The sequence below is a fragment of the Paenibacillus ehimensis NBRC 15659 genome (assembly GCF_004000785.1).
Classification (GTDB): Bacteria; Bacillota; Bacilli; order Paenibacillales; family NBRC-103111; genus Paenibacillus_G; species Paenibacillus_G ehimensis.
The window spans coordinates 16,049-41,225 of the sequence record NZ_BILX01000007.1; the positions used below are offsets into that span (position 1 = coordinate 16,049).

At 57.6% G+C, this 25,177-nt stretch carries 22 protein-coding genes; 11 read left to right on the forward strand and 11 right to left on the reverse strand.

Features of this window, described 5'->3' with window-relative positions:
• Positions 1-16: 16 nt before the first annotated feature.
• The 3 genes from PEH01S_RS06115 to PEH01S_RS06125 are packed head-to-tail and all read right to left on the reverse strand — an operon-like array spanning position 17 to position 3,882.
• Positions 17-1,501: a glycoside hydrolase family 26 protein gene (locus tag PEH01S_RS06115; RefSeq protein ID WP_127484267.1), complete on the reverse strand. Its 1,485-nt coding sequence runs from the start codon at positions 1,499-1,501 to the stop codon at positions 17-19.
• Entirely contained in the window at positions 1,498-2,403 is a 906-nt protein-coding gene (locus tag PEH01S_RS06120) for a phosphatase PAP2 family protein (protein ID WP_246062806.1), read from the reverse strand. The genes PEH01S_RS06115 and PEH01S_RS06120 overlap by 4 nt, the downstream gene beginning before the upstream one ends.
• A 21-nt stretch (positions 2,404-2,424) precedes the next feature.
• The gene (locus PEH01S_RS06125) at positions 2,425-3,882 is read right to left on the reverse strand and encodes an ABC transporter substrate-binding protein (protein ID WP_127484268.1); all 1,458 of its coding nucleotides are present in this window, start codon (positions 3,880-3,882) and stop codon (positions 2,425-2,427) included.
• 211 nt (positions 3,883-4,093) lie between these two features.
• On the opposite strand from PEH01S_RS06125, the gene PEH01S_RS06130 reads away from it, so the two are divergent.
• From PEH01S_RS06130 to PEH01S_RS06140, 3 genes are read left to right on the forward strand one after another with little or no spacing between them, the layout of a single operon-like run.
• A complete protein-coding gene (locus PEH01S_RS06130; RefSeq protein WP_025845339.1) occupies positions 4,094-4,639 on the forward strand; it encodes a sigma-70 family RNA polymerase sigma factor in 546 nt (181 codons plus the stop codon).
• On the forward strand, positions 4,636-6,225 hold the full coding sequence (locus tag PEH01S_RS06135) for an ABC transporter substrate-binding protein (RefSeq protein WP_127484269.1): 1,590 nt from the start codon (positions 4,636-4,638) through the stop codon (positions 6,223-6,225). Before PEH01S_RS06130 ends, PEH01S_RS06135 begins: the two co-directional genes overlap by 4 nt.
• Before the next feature lie 10 nt (positions 6,226-6,235).
• Positions 6,236-7,636, forward strand: coding sequence for an extracellular solute-binding protein (locus PEH01S_RS06140; RefSeq protein ID WP_127484270.1), 1,401 nt, complete (start codon positions 6,236-6,238; stop codon positions 7,634-7,636).
• A 178-nt stretch (positions 7,637-7,814) separates the two neighbouring features.
• Here the strand turns inward: PEH01S_RS06140 and PEH01S_RS35025 are convergent, their stop codons facing one another.
• Together PEH01S_RS35025 and PEH01S_RS35030 are read right to left on the reverse strand one after the other, a co-directional pair.
• Entirely contained in the window at positions 7,815-8,027 is a 213-nt protein-coding gene (locus PEH01S_RS35025) for a hypothetical protein (protein ID WP_174807103.1), read from the reverse strand.
• A gap of 48 nt (positions 8,028-8,075) precedes the next feature.
• Entirely contained in the window at positions 8,076-8,522 is a 447-nt protein-coding gene (locus tag PEH01S_RS35030; RefSeq protein WP_174807104.1) for an alpha/beta hydrolase family protein, read from the reverse strand.
• A gap of 446 nt (positions 8,523-8,968) precedes the next feature.
• Between PEH01S_RS35030 and PEH01S_RS06155 the strand changes: the two genes are divergently transcribed.
• Complete coding sequence (locus PEH01S_RS06155) at positions 8,969-9,823, forward strand: helix-turn-helix domain-containing protein (RefSeq protein ID WP_025845328.1); 855 nt, start codon at positions 8,969-8,971, stop codon at positions 9,821-9,823.
• A 70-nt stretch (positions 9,824-9,893) separates the two neighbouring features.
• Here the strand turns inward: PEH01S_RS06155 and PEH01S_RS06160 are convergent, their stop codons facing one another.
• The 3 genes from PEH01S_RS06160 to PEH01S_RS06170 form a co-directional block, all read right to left on the reverse strand.
• Positions 9,894-10,574, reverse strand: coding sequence for a DUF2238 domain-containing protein (locus tag PEH01S_RS06160; protein WP_084159413.1), 681 nt, complete (start codon positions 10,572-10,574; stop codon positions 9,894-9,896).
• A 136-nt stretch (positions 10,575-10,710) separates the two neighbouring features.
• Positions 10,711-11,562: a ribosomal RNA small subunit methyltransferase A gene (locus tag PEH01S_RS06165; protein WP_127484271.1), complete on the reverse strand. Its 852-nt coding sequence runs from the start codon at positions 11,560-11,562 to the stop codon at positions 10,711-10,713.
• Between the two features lie 280 nt (positions 11,563-11,842).
• Entirely contained in the window at positions 11,843-12,739 is an 897-nt protein-coding gene (locus PEH01S_RS06170; protein ID WP_127484272.1) for an AraC family transcriptional regulator, read from the reverse strand.
• Positions 12,740-12,857: 118 nt separating this feature from the next.
• On the opposite strand from PEH01S_RS06170, the gene PEH01S_RS06175 reads away from it, so the two are divergent.
• The 3 genes from PEH01S_RS06175 (at position 12,858) to PEH01S_RS06185 (ending at position 17,353) form a co-directional block, all read left to right on the forward strand.
• Positions 12,858-15,359 (forward strand): glycoside hydrolase family 2 TIM barrel-domain containing protein, encoded by a 2,502-nt coding sequence (locus PEH01S_RS06175; protein ID WP_127484273.1) that lies wholly within the window; start codon positions 12,858-12,860, stop codon positions 15,357-15,359.
• A gap of 22 nt (positions 15,360-15,381) precedes the next feature.
• Complete coding sequence (locus tag PEH01S_RS06180; protein ID WP_174807105.1) at positions 15,382-16,533, forward strand: glycoside hydrolase family 88 protein; 1,152 nt, start codon at positions 15,382-15,384, stop codon at positions 16,531-16,533.
• Between the two features lie 154 nt (positions 16,534-16,687).
• Positions 16,688-17,353, forward strand: a complete 666-nt coding sequence (locus PEH01S_RS06185; protein ID WP_127484274.1) for a DNA-binding response regulator — start codon at positions 16,688-16,690, stop codon at positions 17,351-17,353.
• A gap of 712 nt (positions 17,354-18,065) precedes the next feature.
• Here PEH01S_RS06185 and PEH01S_RS06190 read toward each other — a convergent pair.
• Positions 18,066-19,007 (reverse strand): helix-turn-helix domain-containing protein, encoded by a 942-nt coding sequence (locus PEH01S_RS06190; RefSeq protein ID WP_127484275.1) that lies wholly within the window; start codon positions 19,005-19,007, stop codon positions 18,066-18,068.
• A 222-nt stretch (positions 19,008-19,229) separates the two neighbouring features.
• Here PEH01S_RS06190 and PEH01S_RS06195 point away from each other — a divergent pair, with 222 nt between their 5' ends.
• Positions 19,230-19,967 carry a ThuA domain-containing protein gene (locus PEH01S_RS06195; RefSeq protein WP_025845318.1) on the forward strand — a complete coding sequence of 246 codons (738 nt, stop codon included), beginning with the start codon at positions 19,230-19,232 and terminating at the stop codon, positions 19,965-19,967.
• Between the two features lie 365 nt (positions 19,968-20,332).
• Here the strand turns inward: PEH01S_RS06195 and PEH01S_RS06200 are convergent, their stop codons facing one another.
• On the reverse strand, positions 20,333-20,740 hold the full coding sequence (locus PEH01S_RS06200; RefSeq protein ID WP_025845317.1) for a carboxymuconolactone decarboxylase family protein: 408 nt from the start codon (positions 20,738-20,740) through the stop codon (positions 20,333-20,335).
• A gap of 42 nt (positions 20,741-20,782) precedes the next feature.
• Positions 20,783-22,006: an MFS transporter gene (locus PEH01S_RS06205; protein WP_127484276.1), complete on the reverse strand. Its 1,224-nt coding sequence runs from the start codon at positions 22,004-22,006 to the stop codon at positions 20,783-20,785.
• Positions 22,007-22,134: 128 nt separating this feature from the next.
• Here PEH01S_RS06205 and PEH01S_RS06210 point away from each other — a divergent pair, with 128 nt between their 5' ends.
• The 3 genes from PEH01S_RS06210 to PEH01S_RS06220 all read left to right on the forward strand — a co-directional run bounded on the left by PEH01S_RS06210 (position 22,135) and on the right by PEH01S_RS06220 (position 25,097).
• Positions 22,135-23,013, forward strand: coding sequence for a helix-turn-helix transcriptional regulator (locus PEH01S_RS06210; protein ID WP_051570150.1), 879 nt, complete (start codon positions 22,135-22,137; stop codon positions 23,011-23,013).
• Between the two features lie 157 nt (positions 23,014-23,170).
• Complete coding sequence (locus tag PEH01S_RS06215) at positions 23,171-23,647, forward strand: PH domain-containing protein (RefSeq protein ID WP_025845311.1); 477 nt, start codon at positions 23,171-23,173, stop codon at positions 23,645-23,647.
• Position 23,648: 1 nt separating this feature from the next.
• The gene (locus tag PEH01S_RS06220) at positions 23,649-25,097 is read left to right on the forward strand and encodes a PH domain-containing protein (RefSeq protein WP_025845310.1); all 1,449 of its coding nucleotides are present in this window, start codon (positions 23,649-23,651) and stop codon (positions 25,095-25,097) included.
• Positions 25,098-25,177: the final 80 nt, after the last annotated feature.

Here is a 25,177-nt window from a genome sequence, read left to right on the forward strand (position 1 = left end):
GGAGCTGCCTCCGGGACTACTTATATTCCTGCAAATGCTGACGGAACCGGTCGACCACCTCCGGCGTTTCGTCCAGCTTATATTTGCGGGCCGGCCGGTCGTCCGGATCGAAATCCGTATGGCTCCACCAGATGGCCGCTTTCAGCTTGGGATATTTCTTGATGTCCTTAAACATGTGGTCCACCCACTGCGCTTTATCTCCGCCGACGGAACTGGAGGCAAATTCCGTGATCATCAGCGGCTGTTCGAACCACTTGCTGTATTGGGCGTACAAAGGCGCATACAGCTCGTCGAAGGTGCTCCATTGCTCGCCCGGGTAATACGTGCCCGTATTGTACGCGGTCAGCCCGATCACATCCACGTAGGCGTCGCCCGGATAATAAAGCAGCGGATGATTCCACTGGAATTCGGGCTTGGACAGGTGATTCGGATTCCATACCCACAATACGTTATCGACGCCCTGACTCTGGAACGTCCGGTAAATGTATTTCCAGACCTCCGTATACAGCTCCGGGTCCTTGGAGTTATGATAGGCGGAATAAGGCACCCAGTCCCCGTTCATCTCGTTGTTGAGCCGGAACAGCAGGGGCCGGCCGAACGCCTTGATGTCCTGCGCGTATTTGGTGAAAAACTCGTCATATTTTCCGTTCAAAATGTCGTACATCACGCTGGGATTCGCTTCGCCGAACCGCATCGTTTGCAGCGTCAATTGGACCAGGCGGTTGTCATCGTACGCGTTTTTCAGATCGTCCGCCGGAAAGCCTGTGGATAGAGACTTGTACAGGATCAACAGACCGAACTTATAGTCCAGCTTCTGCTCCAACGCATGGAGAATGTCCATTCTTCCCGGAGCCGACCGCTCGTAAATGCCCCATTTCAGCCCGTCCGTCATAAACAGCTTGCGGTACGCTTCCGCCGTTTCCGGATTCGTTTTGAGCGGCTCCCTCTTCGTCACCGTGCCGAGCTCCGGCTTGTCCCCTTGAGTCGGAATGACCCGGAAGGAATTCACGATCTCCTCGTCATTCGTGACGGGCCGGGCGGATTTGATCACGATGGTGTACACCTCTTTGTCGTTTTTGACGATCTCGGCGCTGGCATAGTAGGGCTTGTCGTTCTCCACGTGCTTGAGCTTATCGCGCTCCCATTTCAGCAAATGGACGGACAGGCCGCCCACCGTCTTGGTTTCGTTCTTGGTCACGCGGTGATCCTTCGTATTCTCGATAAACCGGTTGCCGTACCCGATATACGTGGCGGCATCGGACACGGTGCCGTTGAAATTGTCGTAGTACACGTCGATTTGGGTCGTTTCGTCCAAAAAACGCGTTCTGACCCCGGGCCAGGAACGGTCGACTTTCATTTGCTTAGGGTAGCTCAGTTCATATCCGTAGGGCAAATCGGTATACGTCGCCATAGGCTCGGTAAGCACGGATCGAGCGATAAAAACGCCGAGCAGAGCGACCAATGCGCCGCCGGAAAGGACATGCGTTTTTTTGAGCTTCATCCGGCTCTTCCTCCCGCTGCCGCATAAAGCTTGTTAAACCGGGCGGGGATGAGCTTGCATCCCCAATAGATGACGGCATCCGCAAGCTTGACGACGCCGTAGGCGAACAGCATGCCTGCGACGACATCAAGCACCCAGTGGATCTGCAAATACATCGTCGAGAAGATGATGGCAGAGCAGTAGGTCACCATGACGTATTTGAAAATACGGTCCCGCTCGCGCAGCGCCAGCAGCAGCATCGCGAATGAAATCGACGTATGCATGCTCGGGAAGCAGTTCATGACATTCGTCAGCAAATCGTTTTCCGTGGCGAACTGGCGGCCGAGCAAATCGGGCTGCCCTTTCACCCACCACACCTCGCGCAGCAGGATCAAGTGATAGAACGGCAAAATGAGCGGAAATTGCAGCAAATGGCCCGACAAGGCGTAGGACAGCATTTTTTTCACGCTGCGGGTCCAATAGCTGCGCACGATGCAGATCCAGAGCGAGAGCACGAACCCGTAGTTGTAAATCCATACCATGATTTTATCCAGCCTCGGATGGCTGACCGCCCGGGCCCATGCCGCATCGTTGAACGGAATACGATTCATCAAGCTGTCCCAGTTCCAGACGTGAAGGTTATTCTGAAACATCCGGTAGGCGATAGACCACCAGATGTGGTTGCCGGAGCCGTAGAAATAATAGAACACTCCGAGAAGCGGAACCCCCGCCGCAAGAAATTTTATCCATTCGACGTCAACCTGGTCCTTTCGCACTCCAACCAGGCAAATCAAAAGCAGGACCCAGCACTCCAAGGTCCAGCCGCCGACGGTGCCGATGCGCCAAACTAAGTAAATCGATGCTAAAATACCGCACATCGTCCAGTCGATTCCATTTGTCCATCGTCTTGGCTTCTCCGACATCGTTCGATCTCCCCGACAAGGCTAACCCTGCCCTTTCTTTTCCGTATCTTTCTGTTCCCGTTTCGCTTTGTTGTAAATGTCCTGCCCTTTTTCCTGCATCGTTTTGAGAGCTTCATCGACCGATTTTTTGCTTTCGACGACGGCTTGCACCTCCGCTTCGGCCATTTGGTCGAAGGCCGAGTAGAACGACACCGGCACCGGCTCCGCGCCTTTCGGATAGCCGTTACGGACCATTTTCAGCATCGTGAGCGGTTCGAGGCTGCGGCCGTCCCGTTCTTTGATGTAGGCCGTTCTGGTGGACAGCTCGCCCGGATTCGAGGAGACCGTCGCTTTGGCTACTTCCTCGCTGTTGATATATTTGACCAATTCCCAGGCTGCCCGCTGGTTGGGCGAATCGACATGGACGGCAAAGAACTTCGAAACGGACACCGCATCCGAAGCTTCCGGGTTTCTCGGATCGACCGGAACGGTCACGATATCCCAATTGACCGGTTTGACGTCCTTGAGCGAATCCTTGGCCTGCAGAAGCGTCTCAATATAGTACGATCCCCCGATGGTCATGGCGGCTTTGCCGGTGACGAACAAGTCTTGCTTCAAGATATCTTCCATTGTCATTCCGTTGCCCGGTTCGATCGGCTTGCTGTCTTTTGCATTATAGATTGCGCCTGATTTCATGGCTTCTGCGGCCAGGGTCAGCGCCTTTTTCCAGCCGTCGGATTGAAGGGTCACCGTTCCTTTCTCCCGGTCGAGGATGGACAAGCCCAGGGCGGACCCGATCTCGTTCATGTATTTGTATCCGACCGGCTTGCCGCCATTAAACTGGTAGTACGAGGCCATCCCGTAGATGCGCTGCTCGCCCTGGCCGTTGGTCGGAAAACGCTTGGCAAGCTCGAGCACCTCCTCCCATGTCATCTGGTTTTTCGGAAGCGGCACTCCATGCTTCTCGAACAGATCCCGGTTATAAAACAGCGCTTGGCTGAAGAAGGAGGGGGCCAGCCCGTACAGCTTGCCGTCGCCCATGGATTTGATTTGCTCGAGGACGGTCGGCATCATGTTCTCGACATCGAACTTGTCCTGACGAATGACATCGTCAAGCTGAAGCAGCTTGCCGTCGGCAGCCCATTGCTCGAACAATTCGGACGTCGGGAATAAAAGCACGTCGGGTTTTTCTTCGTCAACTAATTTTTGGTATTCCTTTTTGGTGTCTTTTCCCGGATCGAAGATGCTTTGCATGGAAACCACTTGCACGTCGATGTTCGGGAATTTGGCGGAGAACAAGGAGCCATACATCTGGGAAAAATAATTTTTGTCGAAAAAAAGCACCTTGATGCTCGCTTTCTCGTCCTTGCCCAGTTCCTTTAACGTTACGGCAGGCTTGCCTCCTTCACCACCGGCGAGCTTGTCGGAGCTGCATCCTGTCATTGTGGCGGCCAGAGATAAAGCCAGTCCCGCCGGTACCCATTTAGACCATCGTTTCATTTGCGATCCCACCCATTTCCGAAGTGTGATGACGATGCGTTTTCGTCACCCCTTCTGTTTTTTTTGTTGTCAAGCAGTAGACGGGGGATTCGCGGATTCGTTCCGTTGGGCGTGCATTTTTTTGTAAAAGAGGCGGCGAGCTTAAAATTTTTCTGAAAGAAGGGAACCTTTCCTCCGTTTCTCCGTCCAATTCATTGTGAGGTGAACCCGGGTGGCCTTTGAATACTTAAAATCGATGTCCGGCGGCTTGGATAAAAACGCCGTTCTTTCGGACATCATGCTGACGTACGGCGAAGACGTATGGAATTATGCTTTTTTCCTGTCGAAAAACCGGACGTTGGCGGACGATGTGACGCAGGACGTGTTCGTACGGGTGTACGAGCGGTTATATACGTTTCGCGGCGAGGCCAGCATCAAGACATGGCTGCTCGCCATTACCCGCAATCTGGTGCGCGATCATTGGCGGTCGGCGTGGATACGCCGCGTCATTCCTTTCGGCATTCTGCGTCAGGAAGGCCAGGAGCCGTCCGCGGAATCGCAGGTGATCGGCCTGCTGGCCGAGGAGGAAGTGTGGAACACGGTGCTCGGCTTGCCCTTCAAGCTGCGCGAGGTGCTGCTGCTGCATGCGCACCATCAGCTGTCTTACGCGGAAATCGCGAAGCTGCTGAACGTGTCCGAAGGTACGGTGAAATCTAGACTTTCCCGGGCGCGCGCCAAAGTATCGCAGCAGCTCGGCGAGGAGGGGAGAAAGGTATGACGAAACGGCTCGAGCCCGAACATTGGGAGAAGCACTTGACCCGGCTGCAGCTCAGGGAAGGCGGCTTTTCCAAGGAACTCATGTATAAGGTGAAGGAGCGGGTGGAGATGAAGCAGCCGCCCATCGGCAGGAAACGCTGGCTCCGTTGGAGCCCCGCGCTAGCGTGCGCGCTTGTGCTGACGGTCGGATGGACCCAGGCGGACCGGCTGGTTGAAGGGCTGTCCAAGCTGTCCAAGCCGCGGGAAAAGGCGGCTTTGGAGGCGATGGACCCGAATAAAGAGAAGACGCTGAAGGTTTCGTATTTTCATGAAACAACCTTCATGATGCAATATGGTAAAGCGTTTACGATCCGTTACCCGAATGTCGAGGTGAAGGTGGCGACAGGAATCGGGAGCCCTCCGTATGCTGAGATAAACCGGCCCAATCTTGAGGAACAGATGGAAAAAGACAAGCCCGACGTGCTGGCGCTGTCGCTGCCCGAATACGCGAAGTTGGCCAAAGAGGGCAAGCTGTACGCGTTGGACGACGTGATCCGGCAGGAGGGCTTCGATCTGCAAAATATGCACTCCGGCGTCGTCGATATGCTTCGAACGGAGGGCGGAGGCAAGCTGTACGGGCTCGCGCCGGATTACGACCAGCTCGCGCTCTTTTACAACAAGGAGCTGTTTGACAAACATGGGATCAGCTACCCGAAGAACGGCATGAGCTGGGAGGAGCTGCTGCAGCTCGCTTCCCGGTTCCCGTCCGGACCGAATGCAAAGGATCGGGTCTATGGTCTTGCGATACGCGCATATTCCGATCCTTACGATTTGGTCCTGCAGGCGGGCAAGGCCAAGGGGCTTAACGTCCTCGACCCTTCAGGCAAGCAGGTCACCGTCAATACGCCGGAGTGGCAGAAGGTGTGGACGGCCGTGCTCGATGCAGCCCGCGGCGGGTATATCTATGAGCAGCCGACGATGAAAGGATCGTTTACAAGGGAAGACATGTACAAGGCCAATCTGTTCATGACAGGGCAGGCGGCGATGACGCTGCAGAGCTATGGCTTCGTCAAGGAGTTGAACGAGGCCGCTACGAAATACAAGATGGCCCCGATTCCGTGGGAACTCGCAACCGAGCCGACGGACCCGTCCCGGCCGAATGAATCGTCTTCCTTCTCGGTCGGCACGATCTATGCGGTGAATGCCGCCTCCGAGAACCGGAGAGAGGCATGGGAGCTGGTCAAATTCATCAACAGCGAGGAAGCTACCCGCAAAATGCTTACACAAACCGTCGGCAGCTATTCTACGCCTGCCCGTTTGCCGAGTCTCCCGACGGTCAAGGGGCAAGAAAAGCTCGTCGAAGCGTTCACGAGCCTTCGTCCGTCGGCGGAGCCGCAGGAGACCCCCGTCGTGCCGACAGAGTTTTACTCGGCCTTCCGGGAGCTGGCGGTGCAATTGTCCAAGGACGTGTTGAATGGCAAGAAGACGGTCTCCCAAGCGACACAGGAGCTTCAAACCAGCGGACAGCAGGCGCTGATTCAAGCGAAAAACGCAGCGCAGAAGAAGCCGGCCGGAGCTCAAGCGCCGGTGGGCAGCGGAACACCATAGGGGGAGAGCAATGGACCGGAGCGGAACAACAAGAAATCGGAAGAACAAGCTGCTGCTCCTCCTGCTGGCAGTTGCGCTGGCGTGGAGCGCAGCCGGCTGCAGCGATGCGCCGGCCGCCCCGCCGGAGCGGGGGAAGCTCAAGGTGGCTTACTACAGTCAGGAAATGTTTGACGATCAGTACGGCGATTATTTTATGGCCAAATTCCCCGAGCTTGAGGTGGAAGTCATCGCAACGTCGGATACGATGGGCCCCGGCAAAAACCCGCAGAAAGAAATGGACAAGCTGCTGGACGAGCAGAAGCCCGATCTTATTATTACAGGCTCCTGGGAGTATCAGCGGCTGGCGGCGGGGGGCAAGCTGTACGAGCTGGACTCGTTTATCAAGCAGGACAAATTCGATATCGAAAACATGCTTCCTGCCGCCATCGATTATTTGCGCGCCAAGGGCGGCGGCAAGCTGTATGGGCTTGCCCCTCAATTTTCGACCTCGGTATTGTATTACAATAAAGGGCTGTTCGACACGTACAAGGTTCCTTACCCGAAAGACGGGATGACCTGGGACGACCTGTTTGAGCTGGCAGGCAAATTCCGCGGCGCGAAGACCGGGACGGACCGGATTTACGGATTTCATCAGCCGCTTATGATGTTCAAGTTTTGGTTGGTCCGGTCCATGGGACAGGACATGGGACTCCATGTGACGGATGCGAAGGGACGTACCGTCACCATCGACACGGAGGCTTGGCAGAAAGTATTCTCGCAGATTACGGAAGCCTGGAAGAACGGCTCCATACCGGTGATTGCCGGGAAAAACAACAAAGGCCGCTGGGACAAGGAAGATATCGATTATGCGGACTTGTTCAGCCAGGGACGTGCGGCGATGACCATAAGCGGTCCGTGGCAGATTAACCAGCTGCAGCAAAGCGGCTCGAAGATTGATTGGCAGATCGTGAAGCCGCCTTCGCCGGACGGCATCGGCTCGTGGCAGCCGAATTTTTCCCTGAATCCGATTTTTGCGATTGGGGCGGGGACGGAACAGGCGGACAAGGCTTGGAAGGTCATCCGCTATTTCAACAGTGCGGAAGCGGCGAAAGTCGAATCGAAGACGTCCAATTCGCTGCTGACCCGTTCGGGCTTCGTCAAAACGGTGGACGGCCGCAGCATGGAGCCGTTTTACCAAGTGAAGTACGACGATACGCTGGGCGGGGGAATGGACTTGAATCCGAATATCCCCAGTCGTTTTTATGAGGAATTCGTTAAAAAGGCGGATGAGCAGATCGAAAGGATCATGACCGGAAAATCGACGGTGCGGCAGGCGCTGCAGCAGCTTCAAAAGGAAGGCCAGCAGGTGCTGGATGAAGCATGGCTGGCGGAACCCCCGGAACCGGAGGCGGGCGGAGGAGCGGCAAAATAGCGCGGCCTGTTGCAAAGCTTTCTAAACGGACCGAATATAAAAGAGATTGCCGACCACCCGGCCTCAAGGCAGGGTAGCGGCAATCTTTTTTTTTCAAAAATTGGTTTTCTGAGCGCCATTCATAGTTTACTTATAGGGCTTAACGATGCTGCCGACCGGCTGAAGCCGCTCCGGAATTTTACCGGCTGCCGAGACCATCCATCACATCGTCCAGCCACTCGTAGACGCGTTGATTGAACAAGATCTGCGCCCCGAATTGGCAGTGCTCTTCGCGGCCATCCTCCGCCGTAAAGAGCATGAACGTTTTGGGGCAGGTCAGCGCCTCGTAAAGCTTCGCCGGCTGGCCGGCGAAGAAATGGTCGCCTCCGCTTCGCATACGAGCATAGGACATTGAATTTGGCTGGGATCCCCTCCAACGTGAACGGCTGCGTTTTCTCGATCAGCTCCAGGAATGTTTTCGCCTGAAACGTGAACCGCCGTTATCGACAGTCCAGCGGACGCCGGTGTTGTTGGCCATCAGCTCTGGGATAAAGGTCTCCAGCTTGCCCGGTTCGTTAAAGTCCATGGTCACTCCCTCGGGGGCCATTTCGCCGGATTGGAAGGTGAACAAGCCGTCGTTCGCGATACAAGCGGCAAGGCGGTGCTCATAGGCTGCGGCCCGCGGAGCCCAAAGTCCTCCGAGACTGATGCCCATCAGAGCGATTCGCTGCTTATCCACCTCCGGCCGGGTATGTAAATCATCGACGACCGGCGTGATCACGTTCTCCCAATCGTGGCGGAACGGAATGCGCTGCAGCCGAATCGTGGCGCCTTGACCCAGCCCTTCGAACGTCGGGCAGTTATATCCCCGTTGAAGCGCCGCCGCGGCTCCGCCGAAATAGATCAATGTGGTACTATGGAGAAATCAAGGCCAAATCAGAGGAGTTGTCTTCATGTCCATTCGTTATGCTTTGCTTTCATTATGGGCGCGCGAGCCTCTAAGCGGTTACGATATCAAGCGGCAAATGAACGATCGGTTCGGCCCCTTTTGGAAAGTGGGCAGCAATCAGGTTGGAAAGGATTGTATAAAAAGGAATAAGAAGGCCTTGTCAAGCTGCAAGGCATCGAGCAGCAGGCCAACCGCCCGGCCCGCAAATTGTACGAAATTACGGAAGCAGGCCGGGAAACCCTCATCCAGTGGACGCTCGAATCGGGGGAGCTGGAGAGGATCCGCAACGATTTTTTGTTAAAGCCTAGGCATTCGATATGAGCGCCTATATATGGACTGGTGCGACCGACTAATCCAATAAATATAGCGCGAAGCAGCATTTCGGCGCGAGGAGCGGCTCTGTGATGGACTCTAATCAGCTTCAACGGATGCGCAGTTATTTGGACAATACGCAAATGATGGTGACGATGGCCTATTACTCCAAGGTGGGGCCGAATTGGCGGAGCAACAACCTGCTGCCGGATGTTAACCGGCTTTATTTTATACGCGAGGGGGAAGGGTGGATCCGGCTGCGCGGCCGGCTGTACCATCCGAAGCCGGGACAATTGCTGCTGCTGCCGGCAGGCATGCGGCTATCGTTCGGCCGGCTCGGCGACAACGGCTTCGGCAAATATTGGTGCCATTTTACGGCAACGGTGGGAGACGTGAACCTGTTTCAAATGTTGGAGCTGCCCCACTGCATCGATGTCCGGGACGAAGCCGGGCTTGAGAAGCAGTTCCAGGACTTGATCGGGCTGTACAACAATCCGTCGCTGACGGCTCCGCTGCGCATCAAATCGGTGCTGCTGGAAATCGTTTCCGGGTATATGGAAGGAGCGCTGGAGCGGGAACGGGGGCTGCGGCTTGCGCCGATGTCCGAAACGGGAAAAATCAACACGGTGCTCCACTACGTGGACGAGCATCTGCAGGAACGGATCACGGTGGAAGAGCTGGCGCGGCTCGTGCATTTTCATCCCAACTACTTCATGCAATATTTCAAAACGATGCTGGGTCTTTCCCCGATCGCCTACATTAACCGCAAGCGGATGGAGAAAGCGAAGGAGCTGCTGTCCGCAACCGAATGGACGGTGACGGATATCGCCGAGAGGGTCGGACTCGAGCTGTATTATTTCTCCCGCGTCTTCAAGAAGCAGACCGGTCTGTCCCCGAGCGAATACCGCAAGCAAGCCGCAAGACGCGGGCCGGCGGCAGCGGAGTAGACGGCAGGGCGTCTCTGCAAGCGGGGCGGAGCCGGAGAAGACGGCCTCGTCTCCGCAGCAGAGCGCTGAATCAGGAACGCGTGGGCGTTGTGCGTTTCGTTTTTCGCAGGATGATCGCAACAGTGATCATGGAGATCAGAGCCCCGGCAAAGCCCAAGCTCATATCCTTCTGCGTGTCGAATACATCGCCCTGCAGCCCGAGATAATCGGCTCCGGCTTGTCCGGCCACGAGAGCGGCCCCCATTTCCACGTTTTCGAACAACGCGCTGAATCCGAGCATCGCCATGACCGGAATACCGTAAGACCAGAAATTGCGCAGACCTGCAGCCCGGGTCAGCAGCTCCCGGAGCGGGTAGGCAAGAAGCAGGCCGAACAAGAAGTGCACGACCCGGTCGAAGTAGCTTCTTTGCAGATGAAACGAAGCTTTCAGCCACTGATCGACCGGCGTATTCTGATACGTATAGTGAGCCGCGAAGGTATGTGCGCAAAGGAATAAAAAAATCAGCAAATAAGATAGATTCGAGAAGCGGAAAGCTTTGTACGTAAACAGCAGGGTGAAAAAAGCCGCAACAACAAGAAGGTTTTCCATCAGCCATTGGATCCGGTCAGTCGGCGAGATCGCCATGACAATCCAAAAGACAACAAAGACAGCGAGCAGCAGCTGCAGGATGATGTTGCGGGAAAACGGGATATCCGGGTCCGTCAACCAGTTGGTCCCCATTCCGCCGCGAACTGCGGATTGTCGAGCCATTGTAGCTTCTCCCTTCGGTGGTTTCATGAGGAACCGGCTGTTTCCAGCCGGTTCGAACGACGTTCGTAGTATTGGCAAAATTGCCAATGTCATACCTCGATGGGTTTTCTTCTTTGGCAATCCGAAGGGCAGGCGCTCACCGCCTGGATGAGCCGCATGCTTTGGGCCAGCGGTAAGGCTCGACATAGCGGATCATCGTCTCGAAGACGTCGGCCCACTGCCGCTCGTTCAAGACGCCGACCGGCACGCTCCGGTCCACCCGCAGCAGCTTGACGAGATGCTTGAGCTGCGCCGGGGTGAACCAGGGCCCGAGCGCGCCGTATAACGGGGCGGCGGGCACCCGGAGCGCCTGCGTGACGAGCCCCATGAAGCGGGCGTGGTCGCTCGGCCGCACGAGCGGTTCCTTTTTGCGGCGCACGGTCAAGATCGCGCATTGCACCCGGGGCGGGGGCGAGAAGCGGTCGGGCGGCACTGGCTCGGCGAGCTTCAGATCGAACTGCATGCGCCATCCCAGGATGCGCGCCTGCGTGACCGGATCGGCCGTGAACCGGCGGGCCGCCCCGAGCTCGATAATCAGCACGCCATGCCGGAACGGGACGGCGGGATGATCCATCAGCCTGCCGAGCACCGCCGTCGTGATGGCAAAAGGGATGTTGGCTACGACGCCGAAAGGCTTGCGGGGAAGCGGCATTTCCAGGAAGTCGGCCTCGGCGAGCCGGATGCCTTCCGCTTCTACGAGCTTGCCGCGGAGCTTCCGGGCGAAAAGGGGGTCGTTCTCGATGGCGAGCACCCGCCAGCCTTCTTGGGCGAGCGGAATCGTCAGTGCACCCGCTCCCGCCCCAATATCCAGCACAAGCGGCTGGGGCGAGAGCCGGGCAAGCTCGATCATGCGGCGGACAAGCGATTTATCGCGGATCAGGTGTTGGCCTGAAAAGTTGGCATGGGCAGAACGCCCCGTTTGACGGGACGTAGGTTTGTTTTTCGGCATGACAAATATGCACCTCGTTCATTCGTTTGATGGGAATGAAAAAGGTACAGCACAAATAAACCCAGGCCAAAAGCTTTTTTAGCCGGGAATACGTGTTCTGTACCTCATATTACCGTAAACGCATGAACTGGACGCACATTTGGATGCACATAAAGAAATGACCTCGAAATTCGTTAGAGTCAACAGGCTCGTGAGCCTTTTTAAAGTATAGCATGGAAGGAACAGGAAAGCCACCAATCAGGAGTGAGCAGAGACGTAGCCCGGTACACCCAGCAAAAGATCAAGGTTTCCATTTGCCGTCCGCACCATGCGGTTCCTGTCTGAACCGGTTCGGCGTGAGGCCGACCTGCTTCTTGAACAGCTGGCAAAAATACGAGAAGTTGCCAAGCCCGACCGCCCGGCCGATGTCCTGCACCGGCTTGTCGGTGGTCCGCAGCAGCCAGCACGCTTGCCGGATGCGGCGCGCGGTCAAATATTCGGTGATGCTGCTGCCTACCGATTGCCGGAAGACGGCGGATACGTGATTCGGGGACAAATGAATCTCCTGTGCGAGCCGTTCCAGCTCGAAGGGCTCCATGTAATGCTTTTCGATCCAAGCCATGATCTTCTCGGCGGTGGCCGATGCTTTAGGCAGTGCAGGACGTTCCGTCAGCGGCGAGCCGGCCGGTTCCGCCGCCGATTTCAAGTGATGTACGAACGCGGTCAGAAACAGCAGCTGCTCTTCCAGCAGCAGCTCGGCGTCCTCCCTGGGCGCAAGGCGGGTAAGATGGGAGCGGAGCAGCGCGTCCATGGCGGCTGGGTCCGGCGTCCGGTATACTTGGGGGGCCAACGGGTCTTTCCACAGCGCTTGGAAAAAAAACCGAAGCCCGGGAAACGGAGCGAGCGTCTCGTCGAGCACGGCGGGTTCGAAGACGAACAAGGAGCGCACATACGGCTGCTTGGGCAGCTCGCCGATCCGGATGCGATGGAGCTGAAACGGCTTGAAGCAAAAGATCGTGCCGGGAGACATCTGGAAAATTTGTTGTTCTACAACGGCAGTTCCCTGCCCTTCATGGACATATAAAAGCTCCATCCCCTGATGCGCGTGGTAGATTTCGACAAACTCGTTCGTCCGGTCTTTGTAAAACGAAAGCTGCACCGGATGACGATTCAGATTCAAATAGTTCATTTGCTTCATGTGCGGAGGCCTCCACCGTAATATAGCAACATTTTATCATAAGAGCGCCAAACTATGCGGGCGTTTTTTTTGTTATGCTGAAGGCATACTTTATTGGCTCGAAAGGGATGGCCTCACAATGATCAAACAGCGATTAATCGAAGCATGGGAGCATTACCGGGGCAGCCTCGGCGGTCCGTGGGAAGTATGGCGGGCCGACAAGCTCCAGAATCACTACAATGTGCCTTGGCACAAGGTGGAGCTGCCGCATACGTACAATGCGCTCGACGTCATGGACCCCGACGGCAAATATTATCAGGGGCCGGGCTGGTACCGGACGAAGCTGGCGGTGAACAATCCTTATCCGAACGGGCGGACGCTGCTGCATTTCGAAGGCGCCGGACAGCGTACGGATGTCTATGTGTATACGAGCAAGGTTGGCTCGCATCTCGGGGGCTATGACGAGTTCACGGTCGACATCACCGAGGCAGCGGCCGAAGCGGCGGGCATCGAGCGGTACCAAGGCCTGGTCCCGGTGGCGGTCGCGTGCGACAACAGCCGGGAGCTGGAGACGATTCCGTCGGACGCGAGCGATTTTAACCTGTATGGGGGCATTTACCGCTATTTGAATCTCGTGTATGTGCCGGCCGTCTCGCTTGCCCGGGTTCATGTGGAAGCGGATACGAGCCGCTTGGCGGCGGGGGACGGGAAGCCGGTCTGTACCGTGAAGGTCCGAGCCAGGTTATACAATCCGGACGCGCGGCGGGAGAGCCTCAAGCTGACGATCCGGCTGACGGACCGCGAAGGCGCCGTGCTTGCGGAGTCAAGCGTGAGCTGCTTGCCTTGGGAGGGCGACAAGGAGCTGGCGGTTTACGAGCTGGCCGGTCCGCACCTGTGGAGCACGGACGATCCGTACCTGTACGGCTGCAGTGTCCGGGCGGAGAGCGTGCACGGCGAGACGGAGCTTGCGGAACGGTTCGGCGTTCGGTATTTCGAGTTCGTCGAGCACGGCCCGTTCAAGCTGAACGGCGAACGGCTTCTGCTGCGCGGCACGCACCGGCATGAGGATCATGCAGGCGTCGGACCGGCGATGACGGAGGAGATGATCCGGTACGAGATGCAGCTCATCAAGGAGATGGGGGCGAACTTCATCCGCCTCGGCCATTACCAGCAGTCGCGAATCGTGCTGGAGCTGTGCGATGAGCTCGGCATTCTCGTCTGGGAAGAAATCCCATGGTGCCGCGGCGGTCTTGGCGGCGACAGCTACCGGCAGCAGTGCCGGGATATGCTGACGGCGATGATCGAACAGCATTACAATCATCCGTCGATCATTCTGTGGGGCCTCGGCAACGAGAACGATTGGGAATGCGATTTCGATTATTTCGATCAGGAAGACATCCGCCGGTTCATGAAGGAGCTCCACGATCTGGCGCATAAGCTCGATCCGGGCCGGCTGACCTCGATCCGCCGCTGCGAGTTCTGCAAAGATATCGTCGACGTGTATTCGCCTTCCATCTGGGCGGGCTGGTACCGCGGCATTTACACCGATTACGAAGCGAGCTGCCGTACGGCGTTCGAGAACGTGCGCTCGTTCTTCCATATGGAATGGGGCGCGGACAATTTGCCGACCCGGCATGTGGAGAAGACGTTCACGGGCTTCGAATTTATTCCCCGCGGCGACGGCACGACGGACGAGCGCGACGGCGATTACCTGCTGACCGGCGGCGAACCGCGCGTCTCCCGGGACGGCGATTGGTCGGAGACGTATTTTTGCGAAATGATCGACTGGTATTTGAAGTCGCAGGAGGACATGGATTGGCTGACCGGGGCGGCGCAGTGGTCGTTTAAAGATTTTGCGACGCCGGTGCGTCCGGATTCGCCGATTCCTTATTTGAACATGAAGGGGATCGTCGAGCGCGATTTTACGAAAAAAGAAGCTTATTACGTCTTCCAATCGTATTGGGCGGCGAAGCCGATGGTCCGCATCTATGGACATTCCATGCCGGTACGCTGGGGCGCTCCGGGCGAGCGGAAGACGATCAAGGTGTACTCCAACTGCGTGGAGGCGGAGCTGTTCCTGAACGGCCGGAGCCTCGGCGTGAAGCAGCGCGATTCGCAAAATTTCCCGGCGGCGGGCTTGCGTTGGGAGACGGCGCTGGAAGCGGGGACGAACCATGTGAAGGTCGTTGCGGTCAAAGACGGCGTTACCGTGGAAGACGAGCTGACCTTCGAATACCAGACGGCGGTCTGGGGAGCCCCGGCAGAGCTGCGGCTGACGGCCGAGCCGCAGGCGGACGGACGGGTCTATGTGGAAGCAAGGGCATACGATGCCCAGGGCGTGTTCTGCCCCGATGCGGCGAGCTTCGTCCGCTTCGGTCTTGCGGGCGACGGCCGGCTGTTGGACGGTCTCGGCACGATCCGCGGTTCGCGGCTGGTCCAGCTGGCCACGGGGCGGGCCGGAATCTACGTCGATCCGCAGGGCGGCTTGCCGGCGGGCATCTCGGTCACGGACTTTGTAACGGCCGGGGGTCCGGCCGCGTCGCTTTCCGTCAGCAGTGGCAAGTCCGGAGAAGGGCATCCGCGGGTGTCGGTGATCAGTGCGGCGTGTGAAGGGATGGCTACGGCGTTTATTACGATTTAATTCCAGAGGAGGAGTTTCACGCATGACTGCGATCGATACGAGCAAATGGGCGCAAGCGTCCGATCTGAAGGCGGCGCTCCCGGCGATTTGGGACGCTTTACAGGTGAAAGTGGACCGGATGATCGGGCAGCTTGGAGAAAAATCGCCGCACGTGGCCAAAGCCGACGGTCTGTATGACGATATGCGGCTGGATTGGTGGACGGCCGGCTTCTGGCCGGGCATTCTGTGGATCATGTACGAGATGACCGGAAAAGAGCATTACCGGGAGGCGGCATGGCCTTGGGACGAAAAGTTCGAGCAAAAAACGATTCAAGACAACAATTTCCATCATGATGTGGGGTTCCAGTTTCTTCCCACCTCCGTCATCAAGTACAAGCTGACCGGGGACAAGGACGCCAAGCGCCGCGGCTTGCAGGCGGCGAACTTTCTGGCCGGACGGTTTAACATGGCAGGCAATTTCCTGCGCGCGTGGAATCAAGATAAAATCGGCTGGTCGATCGTCGATTCGTCGATGAATCTGTCGATCTTGTTCTGGGCGGCGCAGGAGACCGGCGATCCCCGCTTCGGGCATATCGCCAGAGCGCATGCCGATACGGTAGTGGATAAGTTCATCCGTCCTGACGGCTCGGTGAACCATATTCTCAGCTTCGACCCGCAGACGGGCGAGCTGATCGAGCCGCTTGGCGGCCAAGGCCACGCGCCGGACTCGTCCTGGAGCCGCGGCGCTTCGTGGGCGCTGCATGGCATGGCCAACACGTACCGCTACACGGGCGACAAGCGGTATTTGCACGCGGCGCAGCAGGTGGCGCACTACTTCCTGGCCTGCCTGCCGGACGATCACGTGCCGCATTGGGATTTCCGCGCCGCCGACCCGCTCGACGGCGAGCCGCGCGATACGTCCGCGGCAACGTGCGCCGTTTCCGGCTTGATCGAGCTGGGCGCTGCGCTCCCGGGAGTTGAAGGCGCGGTTTACCGCCGCGCGGCGGAGCGCATCCTGCTCTCGCTGACGCAGCATTACGCGACGTGGGACCGTCCCGAGCACGAGGGCATTCTGCTCGCGGGCACGGGCAACAAGCCGGCCGGCCAGAATATCGACGTCTCCTTGATTTACGGGGATTATTACTACGTGGAAGCTATCGCAAAGCTGCTCGGCTGGCAGAGCCGGATTTTTTAAGGCGAAGAGGAGGGCGGGACTCGACAAACATTACTTGCTTGTTCCTGCCCGATTCGTTATGATAAGGCATATGATTTGGTTGTGAAGCACACACCGCTCATCTCCGGTAATGGAGATCGGGCGGTTTTTATTTTTCCGGAGGTGAGCTTGGGGGATGAGATTTCAAGACGCTTACGATGCTTTTTGGCATGCACATGTGCTTTCGGCCACGGGCGAGAGACTGCGGCGGTTAAAGGAGGGGCACGGGCATGCGGAGAAACTGTTTTTGCAGGAAGTGTGGTGGCCAGCGGTCGGACGTTTTGAGCACCTGCATCCGGAGTTTGAGGTTCATGACTTCAAGGATGGAACCCGTTACTTGGATTTTGCCTACCTGCGCCCGCCGTTCAAAGTATGCTTCGAAATCGACGGCTATGGTCCGCACAGCCGGGACGCGAGCCGCTGGCAGTTTGCCGACCAGCTTGTCAGGCAGAACCATTTGGTGATCGACGATTGGAAGGTGTTTCGTTTTGCTTACGACGATATGAAGGAGAAACCGAGACGCTGCCAGCAAATGATCCAGCAGCTGATGGGCAGGTGGTTTGGGGACGAGAGCTTACCGGTGGCATTGACCCTGAAGGAAAAAGAAATTGTGCGCTTGCTCGTTCATAAACAGCGGCGGGTGACCCCTGCCGAAATGAGTCAGCACTTGGGCGTAAGCGTGCGGTATGCGCGGGAACTGCTGCAGGGCCTCCTGAAGCGACAGGTGCTTGTGCCGGCTTCGGGCACCTTGCGCGTTCGCTCTTACCTGCTGAATCCGCATGGGAAGCCGATGTTTTTGTAGCGGGAGCTAGTTTCCAGTAGAGGGTGAACAGATAGAGTATCTGAGATGCGCTATTGGTCGCTTTTGGCCGATCGCCGAAATGTAGAGGAACTGAGATGCTCTATACGTGTCGAAAAATGTGAATGCGGTGAGGATGGAGTCCGATAGAGGAAGTGTACTTCCTCTATTTTTGCAGAACCCTCTAGTTCGTGGAGAATAAGTTACTTGAGTTCCTCTATTTGGATGGAACCTTTTGTGGAAGGCCCTCTTAGCCGCGCACCCCGGTTCGCATGTACACTTGGGCCCCTAATGCTTTGCGCTTAGGCCGGGCTGTTCACCGTTCGAGGCAGGAAGTGAGTCGTGTCGAAGGCACGCAGAGTATGGGAGAGGAATATGGGGGACTCTCAAAATACTAGCGGACGCGTTGTACCGACGTGTGGTCGGCCGTGCACCCTCAACTTAGTCAGGGGACTGCGATGATACCTCCCTGTCACGACGTTGTGCACCCGCCAATCATGACGGCTGCGAGCTTAGCGTTACGCTGCCTGTTACGCCCAGCTACACCCGCCCTGTTTACGTCGCCAGCCCGCGTCCCGCCATAACGTTGCATCACTTCTGACTGCGACGGCCGCGAGGTGCAGCGTCTCGCGGCTGTGCGCCCGCTCGTCCAGCAGGGTCCCGTCGCCAGCCGCTGTCCCGTCACCAGTGCTCCGCCCCATCTGCGTCCCACCGCCTATGCCTGCGGCGCGGCTTCGCTCACGCCGACTCCGGCTTCGCCGCGCATCCGCTGCTTGAACTCCTTCGGCGAGCAGTGATTGTGCCGCTTGAACAGCTTGTAGAACTGGGCCATGTTGGGGATGCCGACTTCGAAGCCGACCTCGACGATGCTCAGATCGCGCGTCAACAGCAGGCGCTCGGCTTTTTTCACGCGCTTGTAGTTGACGTAATCGACGAAGGAGAGGCCTATGACCTTCTTGAAATACTTGATGAAATAGTGGTAGCTCAGGTTCAGCAGCCCGCACATGTCCTCCACGGCGATTTTCTCGCTCAGATGCCGGTCGACGTAATCGAGCGCCGGGCGGAGCCGGATCAGCTCGGTTTCCTCCGCGCCGCCGAGCACGCCTTCCGTGTCGCTTCGCATGAGCAGCAGCATCAGCCGCTTGATCGATGCGCTGATGGCCAACTCGTAGCCGCGCATCCGGCTTTGGGACTCCTCGAAGATGTCCATAATAAGCGCGTAGGCTTCCCGCCGGGCTGACTCATTGTCGCGAAAAATATAATTCAGCTTCCACAGCGGCTGCGTGAGCTCCGAGAAGCAGTGCAGGTAAGGCATCGTGCTCTGGTCGAAATGCTGGGACAAATCGACCTGGAACACGATATAGCGAAGCAGCCCCGGATCAAGCTTGGCCGTCCGGTGAAGCTGCGAGGACCCAAGTATGATCAGATCGCCGGGACCGATGACGGTGTACTCGTGCTTCGTCTGGATACCGAGCCGTCCCTCGATAATGGCTAGAAATTCCACTTCCTTGTGGTAATGCCACCGGCATTTGTCCGAGAGGCCGTGGTAGGGCGAATCCGAGCAAATTTCCCATATTTTTAAGAACAGCAGCGGGTTCTGGTAAATAACTTCCTCCTCGCTGGCCGTTTCCATTGGCATTTCGACGACGGTTTTCATAAGTGCGCCGGCGCACCTCGCTTCCAAGTGTACGATTGGGACAAGCCATTTTTGAATAGATCGATTTATAGCCTCGCTAGGCATATTCCGCAATTCAGTATATCACGAAAGCAGTATCGATGGCAGTTTTGCATACAGACGAAACAGGATTGGGAATATCTTTTTGCAAAGGGATTCACTATACTGTAAGAAAAGCTTCAATTCCAAGGTGGAGGGACTCTCATGAGCCAAAAACTGCGCGTTACCGTATGGAACGAATTCCGTCATGAAAAAGAAAGCGAGATCGTGCGTTCCGTATATCCGAACGGCATTCACACGGCAATCGGCGAGGGGCTGGGCGCGGACTTCGAAGTAGCCTACGCGACGCTGGACGAGCCGGAGCATGGGTTGACCGAAGACAAGCTGAACAACACCGACGTCCTGATCTGGTGGGGTCATAAAGCGCACGGCGACGTTCAGGATGAGATTGTAGAGCGCGTGCATCAGCGTGTCCTGCACGGCATGGGGCTGATCGTGCTGCACTCGGGGCATTTTTCGAAAATTTTCAAAAAGCTCATGGGCACCGGCTGCGACCTCAAATGGCGCGAAGCCGACGAGAAAGAGCGCATCTGGGTCGTATCCCCGGGCCATCCGATCGTTGAAGGCATCGGCGAATATATCGAGCTGCCGGCCGAGGAAATGTACGGCGAGCACTTCGACATCCCGCAGCCGGACGAGCTGATTATGGTCAGCTGGTTCGAGGGCGGGGAAGTATTCCGCAGCGGCTGCACGTTCCATCGCGGCCAAGGCAAAATCTTCTACTTCCGTCCGGGTCACGAAACGTACCCGACCTATTACAACGAGCAGGTGCGCCGCGTCATCCGCAACGCCGCCCAATGGGCCGCCCCGACGACGCGCGAGTATCCGAAATACGGCAACCACAAGCCGCTCGAAGCGATTAAAGGGAAAGCGAACGCTTAACTCTCCCTATCCCCTAGCCACAAGAAAAGACCGCCGCGAAAATGCTGGTTTCAGCCGTCGCAGCGGTCTTTTCGTTATACTCACATTGCGTCAGGCGATGTCAGACGCAGGCTTCACGGATGACGGCAAAAGTTCTTGCAGAGGTTTGACCGCAAACTGTGCGTCCCTGGGGGTCCCTGCCCGTACCCGCCGGTCGCCGCCCGTCACTCATTCCAGTCCAGTTCCGCTTGGCCGTCGCCTATCCCTGCTCGTCCTTGTCATTAGCCCATGCTTAGCTCACTCATCTTCATTCGCGTACGCTTAGCTCATCTTCACCGCCTTCACTCAGCTGATCCTCATTCGCCTCATTATTCCGCCGCTTGCCTCTAACCGTTACCGTCTCTTCTTGCTCTCCTGCTTTCGAACACCTCCTGAGCGACCGTGAAGATCGCGTTCAGCGCCACCGGAAACCCGGCATAGATGATCATCTGCAGGATTGTTTCCACGATCTCTTCCTCGGTCCAGCCGACGTTAAGCGCTCCGTTGATATAAAACCGCAATTGCTGCGTATTCCCCAGCGCCGTCAAGCCCGCGACGGAGGCGAGCAAGCGGGACTTCAAGTCCAACCCGGGACGGGAAAACAACTGTCCGTAATTGAATTCGACCGCCAGCCTTCCCAGATCGGGAGCGGGGGAATGCTTGAAGCTGTCGACAACAGCCTGATAGTTTTCTTTATCGATTTGGGCTAAAATATCCAGGCCCCTTTGATACGTGTGATCTTGGGAAGACGACATGTTGGTAAACTCCTTTTCACCGTTTATTGTTCCATGAAGGCTTTACTTGCTTTCTTCGGCGGCTCTCGCCCCAGCCGCTTGATTGCACCGGCGACTGCCCAGTCCCCCGAACGAGGCGGCAACCATGAGCGACCCTGTCAGGCACACCATGCTCCATTGCCCGTGGCTCCACGCCAGTACTCCGAGATAGGAGCCGGCCGCGCCGCCCAGAAAGGTCGAGACCATGTACAAGCCGTTCAAACGGCTGCGCGCTTCGGCGGACAGCGCAAAAATCCGCGCTTGGCAAGCGACTTGATTCGCTTGGGTGCCGACGGTGAGCAGGAACGCGCCGAGCAGCAGGACCGACAGCCGGTTGCCTGAAAACGACAGAAGCAGGAACGAAGCCGCAACGACCAGCAGGCACAGCAGGTTGGCAACCCAGGCGCCCTTGCGGTCGATGATGCGTCCGACGACAGGCGAGGCAAATGCTCCACCGAATCCGATCAAGCCCACGATACCTACAAATTCGCTGCCTAGCGAATACGCGGGCGATTTCAACAGGAACGCCAACGTGGTCCAAAATACGCTGAACGCGCCGAACACCATCCCTTGACTCAAGCAAGCTTGCCGCAGGACGGATTCCTTCCAAAACAATGGCCCCAACGACCGCAAAAGCGCTCCGTACGTCAAAGCGGCGGATTGCTTGCTCCTCGGAAATTTCCAGCGTACCCAGCCGATGAGCAGCAGCATGCAGGCGAGCGAAATCCAGTACATCGCCCGCCAGCCGAGCTGGGCGTCTACAATTCCGCTTAGCAGCCGGGCGCCGAAAATGCCGCAGATGAGTCCGATCGCGACCTTTCCGAGCACGTTGCCGCGCTGCCGGACGTCGGCCAGCTCCGCGGCCCAGGGAAAGACGATTTGCGGAATAACGGTCGTCGCACCGATCAGCAGATGGGCGACAATGAGCCAGCTTGCGCTCGGAGCCAGCGCGGCTAACGCCAAGGCGAGGCTGACGAGACCAAGCAGCGAGATGATCAGCCGCCGCCGCTCCACCCGGTCTCCGAGCGGTACGAGAAACAGATTGCCAAGCGCATAGCCGATCTGGACCAGCGTGGCCACAAGTCCGATCTGTACCTCGGTCGTCCGGAACGTGTACGCCATGCTCACCAGCAGCGTCTGGTTGATATACACGTTGGCTACGGTAAAACCGCAGGTCACAGCCATGAGAAACACCAGGCCTCGTGTCAGAAGGGAGCGCTGCGCCGCTTCAGCAAAGGAAGCTTTCATCCGAATCACCTCCTTGTCCGGTGGATAGATTCTTTACAACGCCATGTTATAGGAACTACAATCATCTAAATAGATTCTTGTTTATCCTAGTATTCGGAGTAACGGTTTTGGGAGGAGAAAGCCCTGTGATTCGTCAAGATCAGGAGAGGAGAAAGGAACTGGGGGATTTTCTGAAGTCGCGCCGAAGCCGGCTGCTGCCCGCGGATTTCGGACTGCCGACAGGCCCCCGGCGCAAAGCCAAAGGACTTCGGCGGGAAGAGCTGGCCCAGTTGGCGGGAGTAGGACTGACGTGGTATACGTGGCTCGAGCAGGGAAGAGACATCCATGTGTCGGCCGAAGTATTGGAAAGCCTCGCCCAGGTGTTTCGCTTGAGCGTGGAGGAGCGGAACCACCTGTTCCTGCTGGCGCATCAGCAGCTGCCGCCGGCCCAAGCCCCCATATCCCCTAAAGATAAAGCGCATCCCGTGCTGCAAAATTTCATAGACCACTTTGCCGACTGCCCGGCTTACGTCACCGATCATCATTGGGACGTCATCGCATGGAACCAAGCGGCGTGCGTGGTATTCGGCGATTTTAACCGGATGAACGACAAAGAGCGGAACGCCATCTGGCGCTGCTTTGCTTCACCTGCGTACCGGGCGCTGCTGGCGGATTGGGAAGACCACGCACAGCGGCTGCTGGCGCAATTCCGTTCGACATGCAGCCGGTTCGTCGGTGAACCGTGGTTCAAGGCATTGGTCGAGGAGCTGACCGAGCTTAGTCCGGAGTTCCGCACATGGTGGCCGAGACATGACGTTTTCGGCACGCGGATCGGAAGAAAGGAAATGCGGCATCCCAAGGCAGGAACGCTGATCATGGAGCATATTACGTTCCAGCTTTATGACGATCCGGATCTGAAGCTGACGCTGTATCGTCCGCTCCCCGAGGGGGAGACCGACCGCAAGCTGGCCGGGCTGCTCCAAGAAGAGGCGGCGAAGGCCCGTCCCGGCACGACCGGACCGGTATGACCAATCCGGGCAGCTTGGCTGGCTTGCACCTTCGGATTCACCCAAGCCTGCTCGCGGGGATGAAAGGAGGACGTTCGGGCGGGCGCTGTTGCAGAGCGGCGCCGTTTGTTCGATAATAAAACGATAAAGCGTTTCGCCGCGTATTGGAGTGAATCGAATGATCGAGCCGCAGGAACAAATCGACCGCAAAGCCATCATCGTCTGGAGATGGAGCGGATTCATCGCTTCGGCGGTCTCCGCCCTGCTTGCCGCCGTCTTATTCTATCTCGCGCATCGTTTTCATTGGCCCGGGTGTATTCCCGTCGTGCTTGCGGCAGGCGTGCTGGCGGAAATCGTCCTGACGGTTCTCGTCATGCCTGAGCTGCGCTGGAAACGGTGGCGTTACGAGGTGCGGGAAGACGAAATTATGCTGCAGCAAGGGGTCATGTTCGTCAAGCGAACGCTCATTCCGATGGTGCGCATCCAGCATGTCGATACGAATCAAGGTCCGCTGCTGCGGGCCTACGGGCTATCCGGCATTACGTTCTCCACGGCGGCGGGCAGCCACCAGATCCCCGCGCTGACCAGCGAGACGGCGGAAGCGCTGCGCGTGCGGATTGCGGAGCTGGCCAAGGTGTCCCATGAAGACCTCTAGTATGAAGACCTCTAGTGGAAGGCTCCACCCGTTTGCCGCCGTACTGGTCTCTCTTCAAATCGTCAAAGGACTCATTGTACCGCTGCTCGTCATTCTCCTATCCAAGCATTCGCATTCCGGAACAGGGGCTCCGATTTATTTTCAGGTCGGGTGGAGCTTGGTTGCACTGGCGGGCTCCATCGTATGGGGATTTTTGTCCTGGCGCCGGTTCCGGTACGAAGTGTCGGACGGGCAGCTTAAGGTGATACAGGGCGTATTCGTACAAAAGAAATCGTTCATTCCGCTGGAGCGTATCCAGTCCGTCGACCTGACGGAAGGGGTGCTGCACCGGTTGTTCGGGCTTGTCCGCGTCGAGGTGCAGACCGCCGGAGGCCAGAAGCCGGAGGCGGTGTTCCCGGCGCTTGCCCGCGGGGAGGCCGCGCGGCTGCGGAGCATGCTGGAGCCGGGGAAAGCGCCTCAAGGGCAAGGGCAGCCCGGGGCCGTACCTGCCGGGAGCGAGCCTCCCAAGCTGCGGATGACCTACAAGCTTCCCGCCGGAAGCTTGTTCGTAGCGGCGCTGACCACCGGCGGATTCGGGGTGTCCGTTTCTTTGCTGACGGCGGCCATGAGCAAGCTGGACGAGATGTTCCCGGACTTTCACGTGTATCGGTATTTGTGGAACGCGCTCGATGCGGCGATGATCCCTTTGTTCGCCTTGGGCATTTTGCTGCTGGCGTGGATGATTTCGACGATCGTGTCCATCTTGAAGTTCGCAAACTTTACGATCACGCGAAAAGAAAACAAGCTGCTCCTGACCCGAGGCTTGCTGGAACGCCGTCAGGTGACCGTTCCGCTCCGCCGCATTCAGGCGATCCGCATCGTGGAAGAGCCGCTGTGGCAGCTTTTCGGCTTTTCGGCGATTTATGCGGAAACCGTCGGCTATGGCGCGCAAAAGGGGGAGAACGCGCACTTATTCCCGCTGCTCCGCAATCGAGAGCTCGGCGAATTCGTGAAGCGGATGACGCCTCAGTTCGAGGTCCCGGCTTCGCCGGAGCACCATGCGCTGCCGCGGCGGGCGCTGTGGTGCTATGCGCTGCCTGCTCCGCTCGTGCTGGCGCTGGCTGCTATAGCCGCCGGTTTGATCGCCCCGTGGGCTTATGCCGGACTGCTGCTGTGCCCGCCCGTCATGATCTGGCAATGGTGGAGGTATCGGAGCGCGGGCTGGAGCCGGGAAGGCCGGCTGCTCGTCATTCGCTTCCGCCGCTTGGCGAAGACGACGGCGGTCATCCCGCTGTCGCGGGTGCAGTCCGTCAGCGTGGAGACCGGGCCGCTTCAGCGCAGGCTAGGCTTGTCCACCTTGCGAGTTGCCGTGGCGTCGAGCGGACGGGGGGCCTTTTTCCGCTTGGCGGGGCTGCCGGAGCCGGAGGCACGGGAGCTGGTGCGCTGGTATAGGGACCGGAACAAGCGATAGCTGCTAGCCGCAGGCTTTTTCCCGGGAAAGAATGCGTATCGTCGCTATACGAATGATTGATGACAAACGAACAAGCAGGA